At 59.0% G+C, this 22687-nt stretch carries 11 protein-coding genes; 3 read left to right on the plus strand and 8 right to left on the minus strand.

From position 1 onward, the window contains the following. Window positions 1-270: 270 nt before the first annotated feature. From CCR95_RS22760 to CCR95_RS22770, 3 genes are read left to right on the plus strand one after another with little or no spacing between them, the layout of a single operon-like run. Entirely contained in the window at window positions 271-720 is a 450-nt protein-coding gene (locus tag CCR95_RS22760; protein ID WP_201098770.1) for a hypothetical protein, read from the plus strand. A 60-nt stretch (window positions 721-780) separates the two neighbouring features. Further along, complete coding sequence (locus CCR95_RS22765; protein ID WP_201098771.1) at window positions 781-1542, plus strand: P-loop NTPase; 762 nt, start codon at window positions 781-783, stop codon at window positions 1540-1542. A 3-nt stretch (window positions 1543-1545) separates the two neighbouring features. Next, window positions 1546-1728 carry a hypothetical protein gene (locus tag CCR95_RS22770; protein ID WP_201098772.1) on the plus strand — a complete coding sequence of 61 codons (183 nt, stop codon included), beginning with the start codon at window positions 1546-1548 and terminating at the stop codon, window positions 1726-1728. On the opposite strand, the gene CCR95_RS22775 is transcribed toward CCR95_RS22770, so the two are convergent. The 8 genes from CCR95_RS22775 to CCR95_RS22810 all read right to left on the minus strand — a co-directional run bounded on the left by CCR95_RS22775 (window position 1717) and on the right by CCR95_RS22810 (window position 22680). Beyond that, window positions 1717-4329 (minus strand): DEAD/DEAH box helicase, encoded by a 2613-nt coding sequence (locus CCR95_RS22775; RefSeq protein ID WP_338115485.1) that lies wholly within the window; start codon window positions 4327-4329, stop codon window positions 1717-1719. The genes CCR95_RS22770 and CCR95_RS22775 overlap by 12 nt on opposite strands. A gap of 135 nt (window positions 4330-4464) precedes the next feature. Continuing rightward, the gene (locus tag CCR95_RS22780; protein WP_201098776.1) at window positions 4465-7194 is read right to left on the minus strand and encodes a hypothetical protein; all 2730 of its coding nucleotides are present in this window, start codon (window positions 7192-7194) and stop codon (window positions 4465-4467) included. 275 nt (window positions 7195-7469) lie between these two features. Next, entirely contained in the window at window positions 7470-12392 is a 4923-nt protein-coding gene (locus CCR95_RS22785) for a sacsin N-terminal ATP-binding-like domain-containing protein (RefSeq protein ID WP_201098778.1), read from the minus strand. 129 nt (window positions 12393-12521) lie between these two features. Next, window positions 12522-16313, minus strand: coding sequence for an AAA family ATPase (locus CCR95_RS22790; protein ID WP_201098779.1), 3792 nt, complete (start codon window positions 16311-16313; stop codon window positions 12522-12524). An 83-nt stretch (window positions 16314-16396) separates the two neighbouring features. Continuing rightward, window positions 16397-17155 carry a hypothetical protein gene (locus tag CCR95_RS22795; RefSeq protein WP_201098780.1) on the minus strand — a complete coding sequence of 253 codons (759 nt, stop codon included), beginning with the start codon at window positions 17153-17155 and terminating at the stop codon, window positions 16397-16399. Then, entirely contained in the window at window positions 17152-19182 is a 2031-nt protein-coding gene (gene pglZ / locus CCR95_RS22800) for a BREX-3 system phosphatase PglZ (protein ID WP_201098781.1), read from the minus strand. Before pglZ ends, CCR95_RS22795 begins: the two co-directional genes overlap by 4 nt. Next, window positions 19179-22007 carry a DEAD/DEAH box helicase gene (locus CCR95_RS22805; protein WP_201098782.1) on the minus strand — a complete coding sequence of 943 codons (2829 nt, stop codon included), beginning with the start codon at window positions 22005-22007 and terminating at the stop codon, window positions 19179-19181. The genes pglZ and CCR95_RS22805 overlap by 4 nt, the downstream gene beginning before the upstream one ends. Window positions 22008-22041: 34 nt before the next feature. Continuing rightward, entirely contained in the window at window positions 22042-22680 is a 639-nt protein-coding gene (locus tag CCR95_RS22810) for an SLATT domain-containing protein (RefSeq protein ID WP_201098783.1), read from the minus strand. Window positions 22681-22687 lie beyond the last annotated feature (7 nt).

Here is a 22687-nt window from a genome sequence, read left to right on the forward strand (position 1 = left end):
ATCGCGGCGCGCGTCGCCCAGAGCGATCCCGCGAAATTCGTCTTCTGCCCAGCCCATGCGATCCCCAATGAACGTGAATGCTCAAACCTATTTTACCCGCACACGGGGAGTTGTGTGTAATGGGATGGATTAGACGCCATGCGGACGACATCGGTCATCGCAAGGAAATGACGCGGACAGCGTTGATCATACAACGGACGTGATGGGACAGATGGCTGACACCTGACGGACAGTCCGACCATCGGGGAAATCCATGCGCGCGGCCATCAGATGAGTGACGCTTCAAACACCAAGCCATTGTCCGAGTTATTCCTGAGCACCTTAGAGAAAACGGCCCCGTCTGACGCGCGGCAATTCATTGATGCCTACCATGATCTGATCGCTCAAGGATTGAATCGAGGTTTTTCAAGCGTGCGGATCTTTTATGCCTTTCAGGCGCTTGGCTTACCGCCGCCCATGAGCCAACGGCAATTCAGGCGCTACGTCAGCGCGATCAAGCAGGAAGTGCTGTCTGGCGCACTGCAAACGAAGACGCCAGCGGTGGGCGAGGCAACGCGCACCGTCATGCCCGTCTTGAGCCATCCTGGCTGCCATGAGCGATCGAACCTCATAGAAAACGCCGCAGTGGGACATTCATCCGAACGACCAACGCGACCGTCCGTGCTGACGCCGAAAACATTCAATTGGAATCCCACTGCGGATTTCGATGATCTGTCTTGACTCACCGCCTACTTGTGCGCTCATGGCCGCACAGGCCAGCGCCTTTCAGAGAATTCGATCATGTCCAAAGTTTTCATTACCTTGCAAGCGAAAGGCGGCGTGGGAAAAAGCTACGTCTCGTCGATTCTGGCGCAGTATTTCCAAGAAGCGAATTTCCCAGTGCGCTGTCTGGATACTGACACCACCAATCCGACACTGCTGCGCTATAAGTCACTGAATTGTCAGTATCTCAAGCTCTCGGAAGCGCATGTGATCAACCCCCGGGCGTTCGATGAACTGGTAGAGATTGCCTCTGGGGCAACGCCGGAGATGCACATCATCGTCGATGTCGGCAGCAATGGCTTTCAATCATTCATGGCCTATGCAGTCGAAAACGACTTGTTCTCCGTGCTGGAGAGTTTGGACGTCCAGGTCGTCATTAATTCGGTGATCGCCGGTGGTCCGGATGCCGATGAAACCCTGAGCAGCACAAAGGCGGTCCTAGAACACACACGGGTTCCGACCTTGATTTGGCTAAACGCCCATCTGGGGGCTTTGGAATTCAGGCGCCGTCCGATTCAAGAGCTGGAGCTGTTTGATACCTTCGATCACCGTATTCTTGGCTGGGTGATACTGCAAAAATATGCGTCCACCACCTTTGGACAGGATGTCGAGCACATGCTGAAAGAACGCTGGACCTTCGACGATGCGATCGAACAGCTCAAATTGATGCCGCGCATCCGCCTTCAGATGGCCAAGCGCGATTTGTGGTCACAGTTGGATCAGGTCTTTTTCCCACTTCCCGAGCGCCCGAACACTGAGGAAACCGCGTTGCGCGTTTGAGCCATGCCGCAGAGACGTGTTCGGCTTCCGCGCACCGATTTAGCCCATCAGTCGCATCTTGCCGGACACGACACCCAGGATCTTGATCTTGATCTTGATCTTGATCTTGATCTTGATGATTTAGACAACGTCGACGTCGATCAGGACATCATGCAAGCCAAGCAGGCATCTGAATTATTTAACTGACGACTCGGGCCAGAGCAATCCCAAAGGCTGATGTTCTGGATATTTGAATGGGAGTCCCAGTGCTGGCAGGGATTGTCGCAATCGCTCAATGCCGATGACGAATGTTTGCTCAAGGAGGCTTCGGTCTACCGCGATGGAAAGCGGAGGAGCCTTGGTGCGTACCTTGGTCTGGTTAAGCATCAGGAGTAGTTTGTCGTCCGTCAGGATAGATGCGGTGGTGCCATCTTTTGGAATCAGGATTCCGAACACCCGACTCCGAACGGTGCCGGACGATGCGGTCACGCGATCGAACACTTTGGCAATCACCATTGGATGCTCCAGTCCATCAATCATGGCCAATACGGCTTCCTGCTCCAATGCCTGTGCGATAGCGTGGTCGAACGCCGCATGACCGACGCCGATGATCTGGATCTCCGATCCGCCGGCAGAGCGGACGCGGCTGAAGACGGCGTCTTTGTAATGCCGTCGAACTGCCGGGGTTGTAAGCCAGGCGTTCGGCGTTTTGAACGATAGACGATCGTCGCTCCAGGTCGGTCGGCGCTGATTCTTGATCAGCATTGCCTCGAAAAAGGGGCGCAGCTCCGGCAAATCCAGCGCGGGGATCTCCTTGAGTCCTTGGCAATCGAATTTGGCCGCGTTCCCGACCAGGGCCTTGACGGTATCGATAGCGGCGGAGCCACCGAAGGTCTTGGTCTTATCATCGAACCAGTCGGACAGCTTCTCCCGAGGAACGCTGGCGGCCTGCGAGAACAACTCGGTAAAGAGGCTCTTGTCGCTCATGCCGAGCACCAATTGGAGCAAATCCTCGGGCTCGTCCATGGCGGAGCCCAGTGCTTGCATGATATGGCCGACTTTGACATTGAGCTTGCTCCAGATCAGTGCCTCGACGGTTTCTTCGTTGCGCAGCGAGACGACGTCAACGGGGTGCGACTGACCATAGCGATGCAGGCGACCAACACGTTGATGTAAACGCATGGGATTCCAGGGCAGATCGACATGAATCAGGGTTTGGCAACGGTGCTGAAGATCAATGCCCTCGCCGCCGGCCTCGGTCGATACAAGAAACCGAACTTCGCCAGCGTTGAAGCGCTCGGCGGCGATCTCGCGTGACAACGCGATGCTTTGACTTTGGCCGCTGACGCCGACCACCATCTCAATGCGCTCGTCACCATTGATGAAAGCGACACAACCGTCGCCGTACTGGCGGATCAGCGCGAACATCAACAACGCCTGAGTGGCCTTGTACTCGGTGAAGAACAGAACTTGGCGATCCGGGAAGTCCGCATGAATGACTTCCAGGATGCGCTCAATCTTGGTTTCTTCCCCAACGGCCTCCGCCGCCTCGACGAGGGTGCGTAAGTGTGGGATCTCGTTGGCGAGCAAAGTAATGGATGCAGCGGTGTTCTCGACCGCCAGTTCATCGAGCGCTTGCTGCAAGTCCAGCAGATCCGCGTCGTCCTCTGCTGAAACCAATGGAGTACTATTGGCCAGACGTGCCTGCTCCTCGACCAAGAGTTGTTGCAGCCGCTCTTTCTCCTGCGTCAGTCGGCCGAGGCGACCTTTGAGCGCCTTACGGATCGCGGCAACCGAGCTGGACGCCAGTTTCTGCATCGCGATCAGCACGAGCATGACCTGTTTGCCCTCGTTTTTGGAGAGCGTGGAGGCGTAGGCCCTGCCACTGGCGATGAAATCGGTCAGGTTCCGATAGAACTCGCGTTCGGTGTCACTATACCGATACGTAATGGGATGCTGCTGAAGGGGTTTGAAAAGCTTGCGTCCCTGCATATCGATCACGGACTGCTTGTTGTTGCGGATCAGAACTTCGCGCAAATGGGGAATCTGCTCTGCATCGGGGCGATCGGGATCAAAGAGGTCTGGGCGCAGCAGATGCAGCAATGCCCAGAAATTATAGGGCTTGCCCCGATGCGGGGTGCCGGTAAAGAAGAGCGCGGACTGAATCTTGCCGTGCTCCATCAGTTTCTTGATCAGTGCATAACCTAAGGTAGCACCTTGATGTTCGTCGGCGTTGAGATGATGTGCTTCGTCAACGATCAGCAGATCCCAGGGTTCAGCCGCCAACAACCGGGCGTGACGACCATTATGGTCCTGGCGCAGTGTCGGCAGCGATGCGATGACCTGGCTGGTTCCGTTCCAGTAGTCCGCCTTGGGTGTGTCCGCCGCAGTCAGATAAGGCGTCAGGCGGATGTCGAACATGCTGCGCAGACGCTGCTGCCATTGCCCCACCAAGGCGGCCGGACAGAGGATGAGAATGCGTTGGGTCAGTTTTTTGCTGATGAGTGGCCAGAGGATGAGCCCCGCTTCGACGGTTTTACCCAGGCCCACGTCATCGGCGATCAGTTGGCGTGCCGGCCACTGCTGTAACACCCGATGACAGACCCAGAGTTGATGAGGCAGCAAGGCGATCTGAGAGCGGGAGAAGACCCCCCACTGGTCGTTAACCGACAGGATGGCCGCTGCCTGGAAGTAGGTGATCGCGTCGATTGCCGGTGACCAGTCGCCTTGGCAGATGCTCGTGCCGACTTGAGGACCTGGTCTGAGCAGGGATTTCTCGCATTCCTCGAGTCCTGCATCGAAACGCACGATGACCGTCTCGCCCCGGTCGAGGATGACCGTTCCCCGGCCCAAATCCTCGTGGACAACGACATCATCGGTCTTGAGCGCAACGGCGGCGTCCATGGTCAGGCTCCTATCTGGATCAACATCGATATCAGGGAATTACGATGCATAAACGGTGCAGCTGCTTTTCACTTGCGAGTCGTAAGCCATCAGCTGAAGCGGAATGTCATAGGCCCCATCGAAGCGGGCGTCCTCCGGTTGTTCCAAGTGCTCGACAAGGATTGCGTGGATTTCTTTGGATAGACCGATGTCAGCCCCAGTGCCTTCGAATTGTTCGTAACCCCACTGCGCGAGAAGAACACGTACTTTTTTGGTCGGTACATAGGCGCAGGCATGTGGAACCTTCGCGCCATCGACCACTTTGAGTCGGAGCAATTCGCGGACGACGAAACAAGCGCCGATGCCCAGCGTCTTGTGAAATGGCGGTGCCGAGATGCCTCCTCCCCCAAGCTTTGAAGCTGCGCGCGGTTTCAAGACGTTGTCCTGTGCGAGCCGGCAATCGCCATCCGTCCATCCCCAAATCGGAAGGCCCAACATGAGCTCGCGGTAGTCGTCGAGATAGCAGGCGAGGCGATAGATGGCCGGGAAGCGTTGCATCCAGTGCTCGTAAGTTTGAGCGTCGGTCTGAGCATCGATATAGGCATCCAGGACGCCCATCCACGCCTCGAAATTGTTGCGCGGATCGGCTCTTGCGAAGACCTGCTCCCACCAACCTTGTTGGCGACACATTTCGAGGAAACCCCGATTTTGATTCCGATGTCCTTGGCCGAAACCCATGGTGTGGAAATGTCCCAGAAGGAACAGGGTCAACCAAGCCGAGCGATCGCCATTACCGTCGTCATCGGATCGCAGCGCATCCACTGGCGCGACTCCTCCTGGATAGATGTGCTGCTCATACTCCTTGATGTAAACAGCGCCATGTCGTTGCCAAAAATCTCTCAACTTCAAGAGGGTTCTCGCAACATCGACGGGGCGATGCGATTCTTGCTGATCGCTGTCGTGCTCTTGCTCCGACACAAACCGATCTTGACTTTCAGTGCTCTTAAACTGAACCAGGACTTGTAAAATTTGCTCGCGTGGCCAGTTCTGGAAGTAGGGTGACTCTTGTCTCAGATCCGAGAGCCAGGAGCTGTCAAATGCCATGGTTCGTAGATCCGAAATCACGCGTGTGGCTAGCTCTCCGTCACGCAAGTACACCAACGCTGCGGTTCTCCGTTCCTCGTTATCCTTCAGTTCGCGTATCCAGCGCGCCAACTGCCGAGTGTCAGCCCTGAACCCGCTTGGCCCCCGACAGCGCCTCAGCATGTTTCGGCCGGCCGCATCATAGTCAGTGTTGAGTTTGTGCCGGTCGGGCGCGAAGGCCCAACGCATCCGCTCTTCTGAATCGCGGTTGGATGGATCGGCCATCAGCAATTCCGCCGCCGGGGCAAAACAGCCCGTCACGTCCTGGAACATTGCGCCGTTGAACAGCTTCTCCGTGTCTTCAAGATCTTTTCGCTGGCCCTTGTTCAGGTCATCCAGTTTCAGAGAGTCGAAAATGGCGTCCCAGATACGCGCCGGCTCCGGATTGAGGCGCACCTGTTGGCCGTGATCCATGAGCTTGGATACCCAATCGGCGAGCCGGCTCGATTTCCACTGCGCCCGTGCAGTAGCGTATGGAGGATGCGCGAGAGTCGCCCATTCATGGATTTCGGCGGATACCGTTTCTCGTGGAGCAATCGCGTCGGCGAAGTGGCTCCAGCCGAAGAGTTGCTCCAACACGCTCGGAATGGACAAGGCGTCTCGTAACACCAGCCGAACATCGCTGACCCGTATCATAGCACGATGCGTGGTTGGCAAGCCGTTCGGAAGCAGCGAGCGACTCCAGGCGAGCTCTCCGAGCCCAACCTGAGCAGTACATTGCACAAGTGATCGCACCTTGCTTGGCTCTCGCTTCTGGATTCCACCCAGTAGGGATCGCCACAGGCTGTACCAAAGATCGTAGGGGGTCACTCCCTCGTTCAAGCCGATCGCGTGGCGAACCGTTTCCCAGTCTTGGTCGGCGGCGAGCCGCAAGTCTTCGAGGGCATTTTTCAAGCCGCGCCCGAGTGCTTCGGCGACGGCGTGGTTGTGCTCCTCGCGATCAGCCAGACTGGTTCGTGCCGCGTTGACATCGAAGCGCCCGTTGAGTGCGACGCCAAGCGCCGCGTCCTCCGAGGTCGGAGCCAGAACCCAGAGCGAAGGAATGGTCTCCGGCAGCGATTTCACGCCTGATCCATCCAGCCCAAAGAGGATCGCGCCGTCGCCAAGGCCGATGCGCATGGCCTGGATTCGCGTCATGACACTCATATCTTTCGGATCCGGGACCAATAAGCTCCCAATGCCGAAAGCTGGGGCCTGCTCCAAACTGCTGGGGCACCAGGTGAAGCTGGTGCCGCCAAGATCGATTTGTCGGATCGACTTGGCGAAGCAGCACAAGACACCAGCCATCTTGTGGAATCGGTCGAGCAAGGGAGAGATAGAGCCGGGATCCAAGCTGAGTCGAATGCCTGTGCCCGCCCCGCCGCCCGCCGGCGCATGCTCGCGGAGCAGTCGCCGAAGATCGCGATCGTCCTCGAGCTGCATGGGTAGCATTCCCCCGAGGATTCGCAGACTCAGTCGGCTGCTGACGATCTGAGGCTCCTGACAGGCGAGAAAAACGCTCTTGAACCCCAACCCAAACTTGCCGGTGGCTGGAGGCTCCTTATTGGACGCGTTGACGATGAGCATCTTCTCGAGATCGCGATGATAGTCGCGGTCACGGCCAGGAAAGGGATCACCTGCCGCGTTCAGCGGGCGACCCCAGTGCATGAACGTCAGCGCATCCTTCTCGATCGCGACGACGAAGCGAGACGGGTCCGGCTGAGTATCGGAGAAGCTGCCTTTAGTTCTACTTTGTTAACTTTGACTGTCGCATAAATTAATGAATTTTAAGTTATTTTTTATTAGGCGCAATAAATCTTCATTTACTATGCCCCTATTGAAGATAGATGTTGGCGGTTTATGGGTGATTATAGGCGCTCAACGCGCCACTAGAACCCTATTGTTTATGTGTATTTTTGTTTATTATCATAAAATTTAAACACTTAAAGATTTTTTGAAGGTAACAAAGTAGAATTAGCCTTTTGCGTAAAGCGCAGGATCTCCAACTGTTGGTAAACCGCATCGTCTGCGTTCTGAAACAGCTCGAATGGGATGCTCTCGCGCTTGTACTGGAATTCCTCGATCTTGCCGCGCACGCCCTCCAGCAAGGCATTACGTGCCGCTTCGTCACGCTCGATCAACTGTTGGATCTGTCTTAGAGCGTCCTGGCGTTCCTGCTCGAACTGCGTGGCGCGATCATGACCGCGATATTCGACGACCTTGGCTCGGGCCTGGTCGAAAGCCTTGAACGCGCTCATCAACCCTGGGTGACGGCTAGGCTTCAGTTGTGTCGCGAGGATCGGGAGGCTTTCCAGAATCAGGCTGCGTGCGACATGAATCGCGATCTGGTCCGAACTCTCCACCTCTGGCCACAGTGTAGCAAGATCGCCAAGCCACTGATCCGACCATTGCTCCGCGACCAACCGGATCGATTGTCGCAGCATGGCCGCGAGTGCTTCTGGAGAGTGCTGGCTAGCCTCCACCGGTGCAAGCTGGATCAGAATGCGATCGAGATCGTTGTCGCCACGAACTGTGACGAAACCCTTTGCGCTGGAGCCACGCTTGACCCGCAGTAGATCGCCGATGATCGAGGATACCGCGACTTCGTTACTCTTTACCTTGACCGCTAAAAAACTGTAACAGCCCATCGCCTCCTCGGGGCTTTTCCAGTAAAGATCCGCCCAGGTTTTTGTCTGGCCGGGCGTATCGGGTCGCGATTTCCATGGCAGCTTTGCCAGAAGCCAATCCCTGAGACTGATTTGATTACCTTTGTATTTCTCGACAAGGTGTTTGACTTCTGGCGTGGTCCCGCAGACAAAGACGAAAGCACCAATCAGGGCATCTGGAATTTTGTCGCGCCAAGTATCAAAGTAATCCTCGAGCAGCGTTGCGAATGCCGCGCCTTCTACGGTCGGTGAAGCCGGGGATGTTGCATCCGATTTAGCTGATAGCGCATTGGCCGGTACCACCAAGTCCCGCAGGATGCGATAGTGATCCTCATGGAGTACGAAGCGCCGCTCGATATCTTCCGCTTTGGCGCAGAGCTCGTTGGCGTGTCGCCAGTCACCGCCGCTGTCCATGAACTCTAACGCCCCGAGTTTCTCCTCCGCGCCAGGCAACGCGGCGAAGCGTTGGAGATAGAGGTTGAACGCGGCGCGACGGGGCGGATTCGGTTTTCCTTGTCGCCGAATCCAGCGCAGCACCCGCAGAACGATCTCCAATTCGTCGTCTAGCTCACTTGCCATCTCCGGATAGACGTAGCTCACGACATCCTCCGGGTGGTGCGCCTGGGTAAGGCTTAACAACAACGCCCACCCCTTGGCGGGCTCAAGGTTGCGAGGCATCTCAGCGAGCACGGGTAATGCTTGCAGCAGATCTGTTGGCTCATCCTCCAGCGCGCCAAGGTGGTAGTCGGGCAATTCGCCGATCAATAATCCAAGCGTCTTGAGGGCGTCGTCACCTTGGGCCAAAAGACCCAGATCACGGACCAGGCTAAATCCAGGGTGATCCAGGATGCTCTGTGGCAGGAGATCGACGAAGCTATAGGCGCCATCTTGGTGTTGCGTCGCCAGATCGCGGATCAGGCCGGATGGGTCCTCGCAGTCGATGATGTCAGACGGTGTGAACGCCGCGCCGGCGAGGTATGGAACCCATCTGGCTGTTTTCAAAGCCTGTTTGAGATCGACGTCCAGTGTCCTGTCCAGATCGCGTACATCGTCGAGAATCATTTCGACAAACCGCGCAGGTTGCGCGGCTGACAACAGCAGATCCAGTCGTTCTCGCGCATCGAATGGTGGTGTGATCAGTCGCTGCTGATACCGGCGCAAGTCATCATTGTGACTGCGGCGAATGATGCGCAGCTGATCAGCGAAGTCGACGGGTGCGGGGCGCCCCGTATCCAGATAGATGCGCTCCCTAAGCAGGTCACAGCGCCGTCCGTCCGTACATTCGTGTAACGGCAGCATGCGCCAGACGACTTCATCGGTGGCCGCATGAGTGAGGATCTCGATGCATTCGTGGGACTCGTAGGCGCTTGCATCGATTCGAGCAAGTCCTTCTTGCTTGAGCGTCTTGATGGCGTCGAGTAGGTCTTTCGCACGAATGCGCCTGACACCGAGTGCCTGGCGGACCGGATCCGTGACATGCTGAGCGAGGTCAGGATCGATCAGATTCCAGCCGGTATTCAACTGACTCCAGAGGCGCTCCCAAGCCGTGCCCTCTTCCGCGTCCCGAAACCAGAGCGTTGTTTGCAGATCGCTCCAGTGACCGTCTCCCCCGTGTAGGAGAAACCGAAACCCGCGTTTGGCCCGTTCGTCGTTGCCGGGGTCGGACAATTGGCGTATCAGAGACTTCCTTTCAATCGGTTCTCGCAACGTATGAACGTGGGAGCCGAGCGCATGCAGTACACCCTTGGCGTCGCAGCTCATGATCTCCTTGTTGTCGAAATCCAGGAGCGCCAGGATCTTTTGTTCGAGAACAAGAATCCGACCACTGGCCAGCGCCTTCTGCAGCGGTTTAGCCAGTGCGCGTCCTTGGTCGTCGCTGACTTGCCCGCGCCTGAACAAGAGCGATGCCTGACGCGCCTTTTCGATCTCGGCCAGTGTGATCGCCCGAATTTGGTCCCCATCGCCCTGGCCATCGTAGAAGACCGGGATGAGTCGCCGATTCCTCAAGGCGCGCATGAGCGAGGCTGATGCACTCGAGTCACCGTCGATTCGGCTGGCCAGGTCGTAGATCAGGTTCAGGACAGCCGCGAATTCTCCGTGCGACGACGCTTCCTCGATCCAATCGCCGACGATTTCCAGAAGCTTCTCGGCATCGTGATACGAAAGCTTTGCCTCATCCTCCAGTTTGTCCGGACAGAGCTCGGATGGCAGCACCAATAGGGCCACGCTGCACGTCAGTAACCGCTTACGCAGTGCTGGCGGAACGCTCTCAGACAGTCGGAGCTGGATGGCGTGCGGCAAGTACCCGGTGAGGCGTTTGATCTGCTTCTTGTTCGACCGGATGCCGTCAAGACCGATCTGCGAGAATCCCTCTCGAACGAGCGCCACAACCTGCTGCTGGAGCGATCTCTCGTGCAACAGACCATCCAGTGAGAACAACGCCACGGTATCGACGAGGTAGCCTAGCTCATCGGGACTCTTCAGAATCTCTGCCGCCTTGACATGGCTGAACAAACCAAGCGCTTGCTCTAAGTCGGGGGCGCTAAGGCCGCGCGGCGTCAGATGTTGAGCATCGGCCGCGACGAACGTGTAGGTACCTTCCAGCTCCGACATTCTTGGAAAGACACGCCAAGGTAGAGCCGGATCTGGTTTTGAAGGTGTCGGGGTCGGCAAAGGCAGCAATGGCCGCTCGCTGCTCACGAGCGACCAAGACGGTCCGCTTTGTTGCAGCTCGAGCACCCATTGCGCTGACTCAGTGATGACTTCGCGGAACTTGGTCCAGAGCTGACTGCGTGCGAAGGCTTTGGCCAAGAGGCGTCCCGTTTCCACGTGACGTTCCGGATCAAGCGTCGTCACGTAGTCATGCAGAACCGGCAATAGCAGGGGCAGCGTGCCCTGGGTCGCCAAACACTGATTCCAGGCAATCCGGACCGCATCGACGGAGTCGGCAGGTTTTTCTGTCTCGCCTTTGCCAAGGACATCGAACCCATGAATGCCCCGACGTCCAGGGTCGACAAAGAAATAGCCATGCAGCGTACAGCTGAAATCTTGATCGCCTCCGCAGAAGAGCGTCTCGGAGACGAGATCGTCCTCGAGTGGCAGGAAGACCGCCCAACGGATCGTCAGATGACCTCGTGATGCGACCGATGCAGGGGACGTGGTGAAGACGATCGTTGCATGTGGCTCGGCCTTCTCGCGCTCGGGCTCTGGCTCTGGATTACCGAGATCGTCGGTACGGTGGGTCTCCGGCCATTGGGGGCCGTGGTGTAAGGCTTTTAGCGCATCGAGCCAGTGATGGGTCTCGCGGCCATTGAAATGAGATTGAGCCTTCGTATCCCCCTTGGCTTGGATGTCGATGAGGCCCTTTAGGCTGTGCTCTCCCGAAGCTGTCGGACCGTGCAAGCGTTGAGCCGGATCCGTGATCTCGATATGGAAAGGTTGATAGCGATCCATGTTGATTGGCTGAAAGCTGACCTGCTCCACATGGCGCAACAACGGAAGCACGTCGGCAACCTGAATCGGCAGCCGTGGGTCTTGAAAGAATGACAGGGAGTCGTCTCCGTCACCTGGGAACTCCTGAACGATAACTCCGGTGACTTTGTCGCCTTCCCGCCGATGCACTTCCCGCCGCAAGGGTAGCCAGAGCACGAAGGACTGCTCTGATTGGGGGGTGGGAAGCCCCTTGATAATCGTCGCGAGCGCCTGACGCATTGCGTGCGCGTCTTCGGAGGACAATCGCTCCCAGCTTGGATGGATGGGCGCAAATTCCTCGCGCAAGCTCTCAGGAACACTCCAGGGATTGACAATGCGCGCAATCGGCCCGCGGTCGGCGATATGACCGAGGAAGAAGAAGGCTTCACAGAAATGGAAGACGCTCTTCATCCCCAGGCCGAACTTGCCAATGGCCGCTCGATCCGCAACCTTGTTGCTCAGGCCGTAGCTGCGAATGCCGCGGTCGTGCTTCGTCTCGAAACGGCCATTGTTGACGATGCACAGTGCGTCACCTTGGAGCAGTGGGTGTCGCGCCTCATTGAGCCCTGGAATCAGCGCGAAGACCACGTGCGTGGCCTCCGCATCATCGGCGTTTTGGATCAGCTCCTTGAGAACTGGAAATCCAGGTTTGTATCGATCTCCGAGATCGTTCCGTAACCGCTGAACCACTTCGAGCGGATTCTGGATGAAACCAGAATATTCTCCCATCCTCTTCTCCTTGAATTTTCCCTGCTCATACTCCGGACGACGACTGCCAGATCCGCTGTAGACTCGATCATCCATCGTTACAGGCGCAGCTGGTCAGCCGTCGAGATCAATCGGTGCTTTAATCTAAATTCAAGAGCAAAGTTTTTCCTCAATGAGGTCATGGATACTCTTGGAGTCGATACTTCCGTTCGCTTCGTCCTGGGTGATGATGAGTGTCCCGTTCTCTCCATCACCTTCATCACGGGGCCGAATCCCATGGTCTCTGTACCAAGCCAGCTTCTCTTCCCAGCGCCTGCGATAGCTCGGCACATGGAGCATGCCGCAATGCTCCCAGTAGAACGTCTCACCTGACTCCATGTCCTCAATCGTAAAGTCGGGATATTTCGTTTCACCATTGATTTTCAGAGGGCGCTCATAACGATAGTCGCAGCCTTTGGCGTGCAATGCATTCGCGATGATCACCTCGGACTTCGATCGCACCATTTCTCCACGCATCGTCCGGTGAATCAGGTTTTCCTCGAAGAATCGGCCCTCGATATCGATCGGTGATGGTGGGACGAAAAGATTGGTAAGGCGCCGGGCGGTCTCCGAGTGATCATCAGTAGAGAATTTTCGCAAATCGGTGCGTTGGCCCTGGTGTAGGATGATGACGCGGTTCTTCTGGCGGGTGAGCGCAGTGTAAAGCAGCTCGCGTGAGAGCAGTCGGCACGGGTTCGGAAGAACAAGAATGACCGTGCCGAACTCGCTACCCTGGGACTTGTGGACCGTTAGGGCGTAGGCGAGCTCGAGAATGGCGCTGCCTTCTTCGCCAAAGTCTTTTCCCGTGAAGCTGTACTTGAAGCCAGGCTGAGACGAGAGTTCCACCTCGAGCTTCCACCGCAGATCGGGTTGACCTCTTCTCCAATAGTAGCCAACGACCATGCCGATCTCACCGTTAGCGATGTAAGCGTCGTCCTTGTCTGGATAGACCTTGCGGTGGCGGTTCCAAGGCAACTTTGGATTGGTATTCACAAGGTTGATTACCTTGTCACCATAAACAATTTGCTCGCTTCCCATTGGCTTAGGGTACTTACGTTTCCATCCTTCCTGACGGCAAGCATGAATTGTTTCCTGTCGGAACTGTCTATGTATCAAGCGATTCAGTTCGGGAACTCCATGCGCACCTGAACGCACCGGGGAAAGGATCTGCCAGCCCTCTGCAATCTCTGCGGCGCCTTTCTGTTCGCCTCTGTGAGGATTGAAGAACCGAATTTCATTCCAGGGTGTTCCCCCGATCGTCTGATCGAATCCGGCAATATCCTCAGGGTTCGCCAGTGCGGCAATCTCCTCATCGTCTTCGTTTGTTCGCTTGAGCTCCTCTACCAGAACATCGATCAGTCGAGAGCGAATCTCGTCCGGGGTATCCCACTGCACAAAGCGCACATGCCGGCTCTGGCCAGTGCGGATCACCTTGTCGAATACATCGTCCTCGCCAGGCGCGATCGGCGATCCGCTGAACAATTCGGCGAGCTGGAGATCTTCGCGATCTTGACCACCCTGGCGGCACCGGACTGTCAGCTCGGTGTAGCCAGACCCAACACGCGGGAATCGCTCCGTCACGCCGTCGGGCGAGAGCCGGTTGATAATGTCGACGAAGGGGCGACCGGCACCGATCGGCGGAAGCTGGCGTGGATCACCAACCAGGATTAGGCGGTGCAGACCCTTGAATGCCTGGATGAGTGCGCCGAGCATCTCCTCCGTGAGCATCGAAGCCTCATCGATGATGACCGTGCACGCATCCGCATCGGGCGCTTTCTGGTCCGACAAGTGGTATCGCCCTGTCGTCGCGTCATAACGGTGCGGCGTCAAGAACTGAGCGATGGTCTTGCCCTTGAGATTGAGTGCCTGAGTCGATTGCTCGAGGCGCACACGCGCCTTTCCGGTCGGTGCGAGCAGTAGGATGCCTCCCTCTTCGATCTTGGGGTGCGAGCAGAGCACAGACAGCAGTGTGGTTTTGCCTGTGCCTGCCGGGCCAACCAGAACCGACAGCCGCGATTCGGCAAGCTCCTTTAGAGCCGCGCTCTTCTCTACCCGCGCACTTTCCTCGATCTCGTAATCATCATCTGTTTTGGCAGGCATATCGGGCAGACGTTGATCAAGCCGGGCCCTCCAGTCTGCATCGACGATATGGCGCTTGGCCTTGACACTGATACGCTTCTCCGCCGCATCGCGGATCGTCTTGCCTATCTCCGCGAGCCGGCCGAGTTGGAGGGCAGGGGCACTGTTCGCCATGGCCGTCGTGACGATGACATCGTCGAAGCTGTCTCGGGCCACTTCCATCAAGTCGCCGTCGACTTTGCAGCCGGGATCGAGCGTTAGATCACGGATTCCGAGGACGACCTGGGACTGAGGCAAGAGTGTGCTGCCGGCTGCTGCCGCGTCTTCGAGCACCTTTACCGTCAATGCCCGCACGCGACGCGCATCCGTTCCGGAATCCAATACCGTGGGCGCTGGTAATGGATGCTTCGTGCGAATCACTGCATCGGGGAAGACCCCGCGATCGACCGTCCAAACACTAACAGGGTCATGAGTGAGGCGTGTCAGCTCGTAGAGGAGATAGGGGTTCGCAAGAATTGCTTGGTCCGTCGTGTCGATGCCAGCTTTGGCGCGCTCCTCCTGGACGTAGAGCCTTTTTCCCTGTTCGCCCGTGATCTCGAAGCGGCTGATGAGCTTCAGCAGTGCCCGGCGATCCTCGGGCAGACGTGACCACTTGGCCGTCAGTGTCTTATCGATGCTCTTCGCGAGAGGTGTCGGTAAGATCTTGTCAGGATGAGTGAACATTTGGTCGACAAGGGGCCACGGGTCCGCGTTGTCGCCCGCCTTTTCGGCGAGTGCGCGAGCGGCAAAGGTGCCCAAGTCCAGACCAAAGGCCGTCAGCGCGGCGCCCAGCCCTGGACAGGGTCCGCGCGCCTTCCACAATTCCCCGAGCCGCGCGTCGATCCACTTGAGGCACTGTTCCCATGGGCCTTCCAGAGTACCTTTGGCTTTGCGCAGCGACTCCGCGCAGGCCAGCAAGGAAGCGATAGCCCCGTCGTGGCTCACCAACTGCGATGCATAGGAGAACTCAAGCAATCGGTCTGCTGGAGAGAGTGCGGCCAGCTCTGCTGCATCGAATTCAGAATCCTCGGCTGCCTTGGCAATCGCCGCGTGGTAGGGCAGGATGAAGCCGTCCTTGAAGTCGGGGCGGATCGAATGCTGGATCATCCGTTCCCAAACCATGGATCGCAGCTTGCCCGAAAGCGCCTTCGTCGAATAGGTATACTCCTGCAGTTCGCCGACATGCTGAACACGACCTATGCCAATTAGAATGCGGCTACTGGCCGAGTCCTCTACAAAGGGAGCTTGCTTGGCATAGAAGAAACAGAGTGATCGCTCTGGCTTGATGTGCCCGGCAAAGCCATCGAGGAGTGCCGTTTGGTTGCGGTGATCTTGCACCCACGGTGTCTCGAAGCCCAGGTCGGGCTCACGCTCTCCATGCACGTCAAGGTTGTGCTCCTGCGTATTGATTCCCATCGTCTCCCGCAGCATCCATTCGAACGGCATGACGGCAGCTGAATAGGCTGGATAGCGCAACGGTGTTGGCTTGAAGTGGCCATGGCTCGTTTCTGGCCCTCGGTTGTATGGATGGTTTACCGTTCGCTCGTATTCGAACGGGGCCATGAACCCAACCCGTTCCGCGACACAGACCGGCCACTGTGATGGCTCAAGTTCCTCCAGACTCTTACCTGATACCGCCTGCTCGGCTGTGTCATTGCGACTTTCGGCAATGCGCTTGAGCTTGAGACAGGCATCATTCAGATGTGGATTGGTACAGACTCGGCCGTCCCAGCCGGTGTCATGCCAAGGTACGCGGATGGAGATGTGTTTGAGCGGGTAGTCCATGGTCGTTGTTATTCCTCTCGGAGATCGCTTCACGGACCGGTAGGATCAATTGCTGACCGGTCCCATCCAGTCTGGGCTGTGGCTTAATCGCAGCCCATGCGTTTGCATTCGGTATCGAGCTCCACCATGTCGGTGTCGAGCCCCTCACGATACAGCCGAAACTGCGTCGCGGCTCGGACCTGGTCCACAGTCAGCGCAAGCTCGAAGGGGAAGAGTCCTGGATGAGTCAGCAACTGATCTAGCGGCAGGCACGCTTGCTCGGCATCGACGAGCAGCGCTTCGATGAGAATCAGCCCAATGTCCGAATCGATCCCCCTTGGGCCGGTCGGCCCGGCAAAGTACCCCGGTGTTGGCGTGTCCTGTAGGACATCCCACTGGACCATCGAGCGAACGATGCGCTGGACGGCGCGGAGCAGTGTGGAGCGCGCACCCCAGTGATCGGCGAGCCGACGTGACAGCACGGCCAGGGTGAAGCGGCCTTGCAGCTTCAAGAGCCGTCCCGCCGCCGAGGCGATGTCGGAAAAGATCGGATAGGTTCCGACCATCATCGCCCAGTGCAGGGCGAGCCGTTCCTCGGCTGTGCAGGTGGCGAGCCGCTCAATCGCACGCTGGCGCAGGTCGAGAGCGGACGGCGGCACCGCGCCCCAGATGTGGTTCAACACCGTGACCGTCTTCCCGCGCGCCGTGTTTGACGCGTCACCGCTGACGACGCCATCAAGGAAGGTCCAGAGAGATTCCCTCAGCGCATCGGGCGGCGCGCCGGCCGCCGCTTGGGCCGCGGCCGCATCGAGCCAGTCGAGATCGATCCGGCGGTCGAAACCGATGGTCGCGCGCCGGCTCATGACGCCTTCGTCAGCCTGACGAAGGGCACGATCACCTCTTCGAGCGCGATGCCGCCATGTCCAACGATCCGTTTCCCCTTGGGGATGAAGGCGCTCCTGCCTGCGGCCAGCAACGGCAGATAGTCATCGGGCAGGCCCAGCGATGGCCATGGATAGGTGTCAGGATATTCCTGGTGGATCTTCTCCCGTGTGAGCGGATGCGGGAAGACATGGACGCGCTCCCCGCGCTCGTCGGCGATAGCACCGACATTGGGTTTGCCCATGCCGACGCCTTCGATGTTGCCATGATCGGCTGTCAGGAAGAGTTCGAACCCGTGCGAAAGGAGATGACGCGCAAGGCCGCGGATGTGGCCCTGCCGAGCCCAATGGCGGACGGCGGCATGTAATCCGCCGGTTCCGGTCACAGTCCCGTGCATCATCTGGTCGACGGTGCCGACGACCACCCCGAGCACCTTGCAGTGTGGCTGCTCGGCAGCGTCCCGCACGCGCGCCGCGAACGCCGCGTCTGGCTCGTCCTTCTTCTGGCACACATAGTCGACCTCCGGCCCACGCAATCCCTGATCGGCCCAGACCCGAGCCCAGTGCTGAGGCTCTTTCTGCGTGGTTCCGATCGATTGTGCGTAGAAGTCGGGTGGCTCGCCCGCGAAGATCGACTGGCGGGACACCGTCGTCAGGGTCGGCACCCAGGCAAAGACCTGCGACTCCTGGCAGACCAGATCCTGCAGTGACTCCCTGACCACGAGCCATTGGTCGAGTGCCAGGCCGTCGACGACCAGCAACGCCAGCTTGGCCGTGGCCGATCGGTTGCGCTGGTAGCCCAGATAGCGGACGACCTTGTCCAGGGTCGTGGGCCAGGGGAGATGCGGGAGGCTGTGGAGCGCGGCATAGCGGATCTGCATCCAGCTTGCGAAGCCCGCCTCGATGTCGGTGTGCAGCGAAGCCATCCGCTCGGTCAGCTCGGCATCCGCGTCGCCGTCGATCCGCCACCGCAGGCTCAGCGCCTCGGCCCAGCGCCACGCAAACCGAGACCAGGTCGGGTGATCGGCCACGGCATCCGGCAGGTCCGCGGTCAGCGCATCGAGCAGCCGCTCAAGTCGCACGCGACCATCTACGGCGTGATCTCCCGCCACGCCGACCCGATACCAGGTCCCTTCAACCGCATGCGGCGCGATGGCCGTGCTCGGCGGCAGCAACCCGTCGGTGAACAGACGCTCGACGTAGACGCGGACATCATCATGATCGAAGGGAAGCTCCAGCGGTCCCGGAATGGTGGGTGCCGGTAACGCCTGGTCGTGAACCGCGTCGCCGCCACGCGTCAGCAGGAAATGGGACCAGCGTTCGCCGAGAAAGGCGAGAAAATCCTCGCGCCGTGACACGATCCGAGCGAGCGGCCACCGAGGCCAATCACCCTGCATCTCCAGGTGCTCGACGAGATGGCGGTCGAGCGCGGGCGGGAAGGAACTCGGGCGATCATGTCGCCGCAGCAGCAGGTTCAGCAGATCGGCCGGCGTCTTGATCAGCTCGGGCGCGATGCCGAAGACATGACGCAGCACGAAGTCGCGAGTGGCATGGGTTCCGAGTGGATCTGGCCTGGTCTGCTCGACCGCCTGCGCGAGCCTGTCGAAATGGATGGGATCGAGATCCGCGACGACCGCCGAGGCAAGCATCGGAAACAGCTCGGGCAGACTGAAGGATAAGACCCGCCCGCCGATCCAAGCTTCCTCCAGCACATCATGCGGGATCCGGTTGAGATCACCGTGCCCAGCTCGCAGCACCAGCACCAGATGCGTGGGCTCGCGGCGATCCCAATGCCGACGAAAACGGCGCTCATAGGCGAATCGAAAGGCGACTGGATCCTCGAACGACAGGAGAGCGAAACCACTCTCGGCCAGCCGCTGAACCACTCCTGGCTCGGTCAGCAGGGCGTCCGGATCGCTGACGACGGTCAGCCGACTCGCCGCCGCGCTGGCCGGGCTGAAATGGCGCAGGATGGCGGCGCGCCAACCGCCACTGGACTGGTCGTTCATCCCGCCTCCCCAGCAGCGACGATCGCGACGAGCAGCAATGGGCTCAGCTCAGCCAACGCCTGCTCGCGCCGCGCCAGGTCCGCACGCCAGTCGGCTTCCTCCCGTTCCAGCTGCGTGCGGCGATGGTTTCTCACCTGCGGCAAGCCGATCCGTTCGAGTCCCCGCTGGCGGGCGGCGAACGCCAGTTCCATTTTGCGACGCTCCTGGCCGATGCGCTCCCAATGCCGCTGGGTCAGCTCACGGAAGAGGACTTCACCCTGCGTCTCGGCGACTGCCCGCGAGCGCTCGAAGGCCTCCTGGGTTGCCGTCGCTGTCTCAACCCGATCAGGGCATCGGGTCACGCCATCGGCGAGTTCGACCAGCCGATCCCAGATGACCCGTGCTGTGGGGGCGAGCGCCTGTCCTTGGCGCGAGACGAATACGGGCAGGACACGCTGCTCGCGCCCCGAACTGGTCTGGAGACCGATCCGCCATAGCGACCAGACCCCCGTTACCTTTTCGGAGACACCAGGGACAATCAGCGCGGCCACGGGCAGCCCCGGCGCATAGGGCGGGAGACGGGTCGTGAGGCCCCGGACACGGGCATCCTCAATGGTGAGCAGGGTCAGCCCCGTCTCCCCGGCCGCAGTCCGGCTGAACGACACCGCCGTTGCTTGATGGCCATCGGGCCAGACCAGATCGTAGCGGTCCCGTCCCCGGACCTGCGCACGGGCGCCATGCTCGGCCTGGCTGCGCAGCCACGACAACGTCATGCGCTCGGTCCAGAAGGGCATCTGATGTCCGGCGACCCGCTGCGCGGCGGAGGGATCAAGCGGCTCGTCGACCCGATAGAGACCCACGCCATCGCGCACCGCCTGCGCCCTGGCGCGGATCGACTCCGCCAGCGCCTCGGCACGCGCCTCGGCCTCGGCCGGCGCGAGCACGGCGCCGACATAGAGCTGCTCGAAGTCGAAATCCCCTTCCTCGGAGTCCAGCACATCGGCGAGCTTGTCGACGCCGAACTCCTCCAGGATGCGTTGCAGCTTTTCCTCCAGCACCTCCCGCACCCGCAGTTCGACCGTGTCCTCCAGCGCGAAGTTGAGCGCCCGCACGACCTGCTTCTGACCGATACGGTCGACCCGGCCGATGCGCTGCTCGATCTTCATCGGGTTCCACGGCAAGTCGTAGTTCACCACGACATGGCAGAACTGAAGATTCAGACCCTCGCCGCCGGCATCGGTCGAGATCAGGATCTGGGCCGCGCCGGCGAACGCCTGCTGTACGCCCTGACGGGTCTCCAGATCCATTGAGCCGTTCAGGGTTGTGACCGGGTAACCGCGCTGGCTCAGATAATCGGCCAGCATGGCCTGGGTCGGCACGAACTCGGTGAAGACCAGCACCTTGAGCACCGGGTCGTTCTCTTCCCGCTGCAAGCGCTGAATCCAGCCCAGCAAGGCTTCGGCCTTGCCGTCCGTGGTGCGCGCCTCGCAGCGGCGCGCCGCCGAAAGCAACAGCTCGACCTCGGCGCGCTCGTTCTTCAGCCCTTTGAGTCGCGTCTTGAGCAAGGCGTCCATCTGTGCCTGACCGTCGAGTTCCACCCAGTCCTCGCCCACGTCTTCCGCGAACAGCGACAACTGACCCATGGGCAGATCCAGCACCGCGAGCCGCCGCTCCAAGGCGGTGCGGATTGCCGCCGTGCTTGAGGTCACCAGGCGCTGCATCAGGATCATCAGGAAGCCGACCGCCGTCTTCTTGTCGGCCAGCGCCCGGTTGTAACCCTCCCGCACGTAGTCGGTGACCGCCTCGTACAGGAGGCGCTGCTCGCGCCGCGCGTCATCCCAGGCGACCGGAACGATCTGGGTGAAGCGCGGCTTGAACAGCGGCTGGCCCTCGGGGTCGATGGCTCGCCGCTTCTCGGTGCGGATCACATAGGGGGCGATATTCTCGCGGGTAACCGATGCCTCGTCGGGCAGGGCGTCGGCGTCGAGAAAGCCCACCAGCCGGCGGAAGGCATCGGTCTTGCCCTGATGCGGCGTGGCCGAGAGCAGCAACAGATAGGGCGACGCCAGCGCCAGCGCCTCGCCGAGCCGAAAGCGCGCCACCTGTTCGGAACTGCCGCCAAGTCGGTGTGCCTCGTCAATGATGACCAGATCCCAACCGGCCGACACCAGATCCTCGAAACGCTCCCGGTTGAAGCGCGCCACCTGCTCATGGGTCCAGCCCCGGCGCGTCTCCAGGGGTTTCACGGAGTCCAGCGGACAGACGACCTGATCGTGGAGACGCCAGAGGTTGTCGGTCTCATCGACCGCCGCCAACTGGCGCCAGGCGGGAAAATGTCCGGGCTGGACCAGGCGGAAGTCTTCATTGAAGTGTGTCCGCATCTCGCTCACCCACTGGCTCGTCAATCCGGTCGGCGCGACTACCAGGATCCGTTTGGCGAGTCCGCGCACCTTCAGCTCGCGCAGGATCAGACCCGCCTCAATGGTCTTGCCAAGGCCCACCTCGTCGGCGAGCAGATAGCGGACGCGATCGCCGGACATGGCACGCTGCAAGGCGTGGAGCTGATGCGGCAGGGGGATCACCGAGCCTTCGAGCGGCGCGATCAGGACATCGCGCTCCAGCGCATCCAGGATGCGAGCGGCGGCACTGACGTAGCAGAGCTGGTCGAGCGTGGGTGGTGCCGCATTCGCCAAGGGGCGGAGTCGGTTCAGCGGCAGCCGGACGACGGCATCGCGCCGGGCGAGCCAGACTTGGGCGGTCCGCTCACCCCAGAGCGAGTCGATCCCGATGATCCGGCAGGGCTCATCGTGGTCGAGGCTGTAGAACCAATCCCCGGTTTGTGGCATGTCAATCAATTAGGATGTTAGCAAGGATTCTCCCTTAACCCTGATTCTTCCTGAGGGGCTTTGGCAAAAATTTATCGATTTCTTCGTCTGTGAACGTCATCTCTTCCATACACTTCAGGGCATCAGATGCCTCCTTGTATCCTCTCGATAGGGTGCGAGGAGAGCCCTTGTATATTTTGTGCAGTTCCCCATGCAATTTGTCCCGAGATGCTCTCAGGTCGTCGATGCCGATAACGCCGGCGCGAATGTCAGTTAATAACGAAAGATATTTTTCACGGATATTCCATATGGACGAAGCCGCGTCTGCATGTTTCTGTGAAATTGCTCCAAGATCGTACTTCTTGGTATACATAGTTAGGGCTAATGAGACTACAGAAACGATTGCGGCAAATATTCCGGCTATTTCAGCTATATCAACCACGAATTCAATGTTTTCCATTTCTAATTTAATCCTAAATATCTCGCTCTTTGCAAATACAGCTGTCAATATCCCAGATGTAGTCATTGCGGTTAAAATAATCTGTGAAAGCCTGATTCTATTATTCTTGACATTTAAGATGTCCGCGCATTTCTCTTGTGTTTTATGTGTATATACGACGCGCCCATAACATTCCCGAATTTGAGATTCATAGATCTCCAGCTGTGATGGTGCTGCCTTCGGATTTGTTTCCATATTCAAT

The sequence above is a fragment of the Thiocystis minor genome (assembly GCF_016653465.1).
Taxonomy (GTDB): domain Bacteria; phylum Pseudomonadota; class Gammaproteobacteria; order Chromatiales; family Chromatiaceae; genus Chromatium; species Chromatium minus.

Bases quoted from the DNA above. Each gene is read 5' to 3' on its own strand.
- CCR95_RS22760 (WP_201098770.1), top strand. From the start codon at position 271: ATGAGTGACGCTTCAAACACCAAGCCATTGTCCGAGTTATTCCTGAGC.
- CCR95_RS22765 (WP_201098771.1), top strand. From the start codon at position 781: ATGTCCAAAGTTTTCATTACCTTGCAAGCGAAAGGCGGCGTGGGAAAA.
- CCR95_RS22770 (WP_201098772.1), top strand. From the start codon at position 1,546: ATGCCGCAGAGACGTGTTCGGCTTCCGCGCACCGATTTAGCCCATCAG.
- CCR95_RS22780 (WP_201098776.1), bottom strand. From the start codon at position 7,194: ATGCACTGGGGTCGCCCGCTGAACGCGGCAGGTGATCCCTTTCCTGGC.
- CCR95_RS22785 (WP_201098778.1), bottom strand. From the start codon at position 12,392: ATGGGAGAATATTCTGGTTTCATCCAGAATCCGCTCGAAGTGGTTCAG.
- CCR95_RS22790 (WP_201098779.1), bottom strand. From the start codon at position 16,313: ATGGACTACCCGCTCAAACACATCTCCATCCGCGTACCTTGGCATGAC.
- CCR95_RS22795 (WP_201098780.1), bottom strand. From the start codon at position 17,155: ATGAGCCGGCGCGCGACCATCGGTTTCGACCGCCGGATCGATCTCGAC.
- pglZ (WP_201098781.1), bottom strand. From the start codon at position 19,182: ATGAACGACCAGTCCAGTGGCGGTTGGCGCGCCGCCATCCTGCGCCAT.
- CCR95_RS22805 (WP_201098782.1), bottom strand. From the start codon at position 22,007: ATGCCACAAACCGGGGATTGGTTCTACAGCCTCGACCACGATGAGCCC.
- CCR95_RS22810 (WP_201098783.1), bottom strand. From the start codon at position 22,680: ATGGAAACAAATCCGAAGGCAGCACCATCACAGCTGGAGATCTATGAA.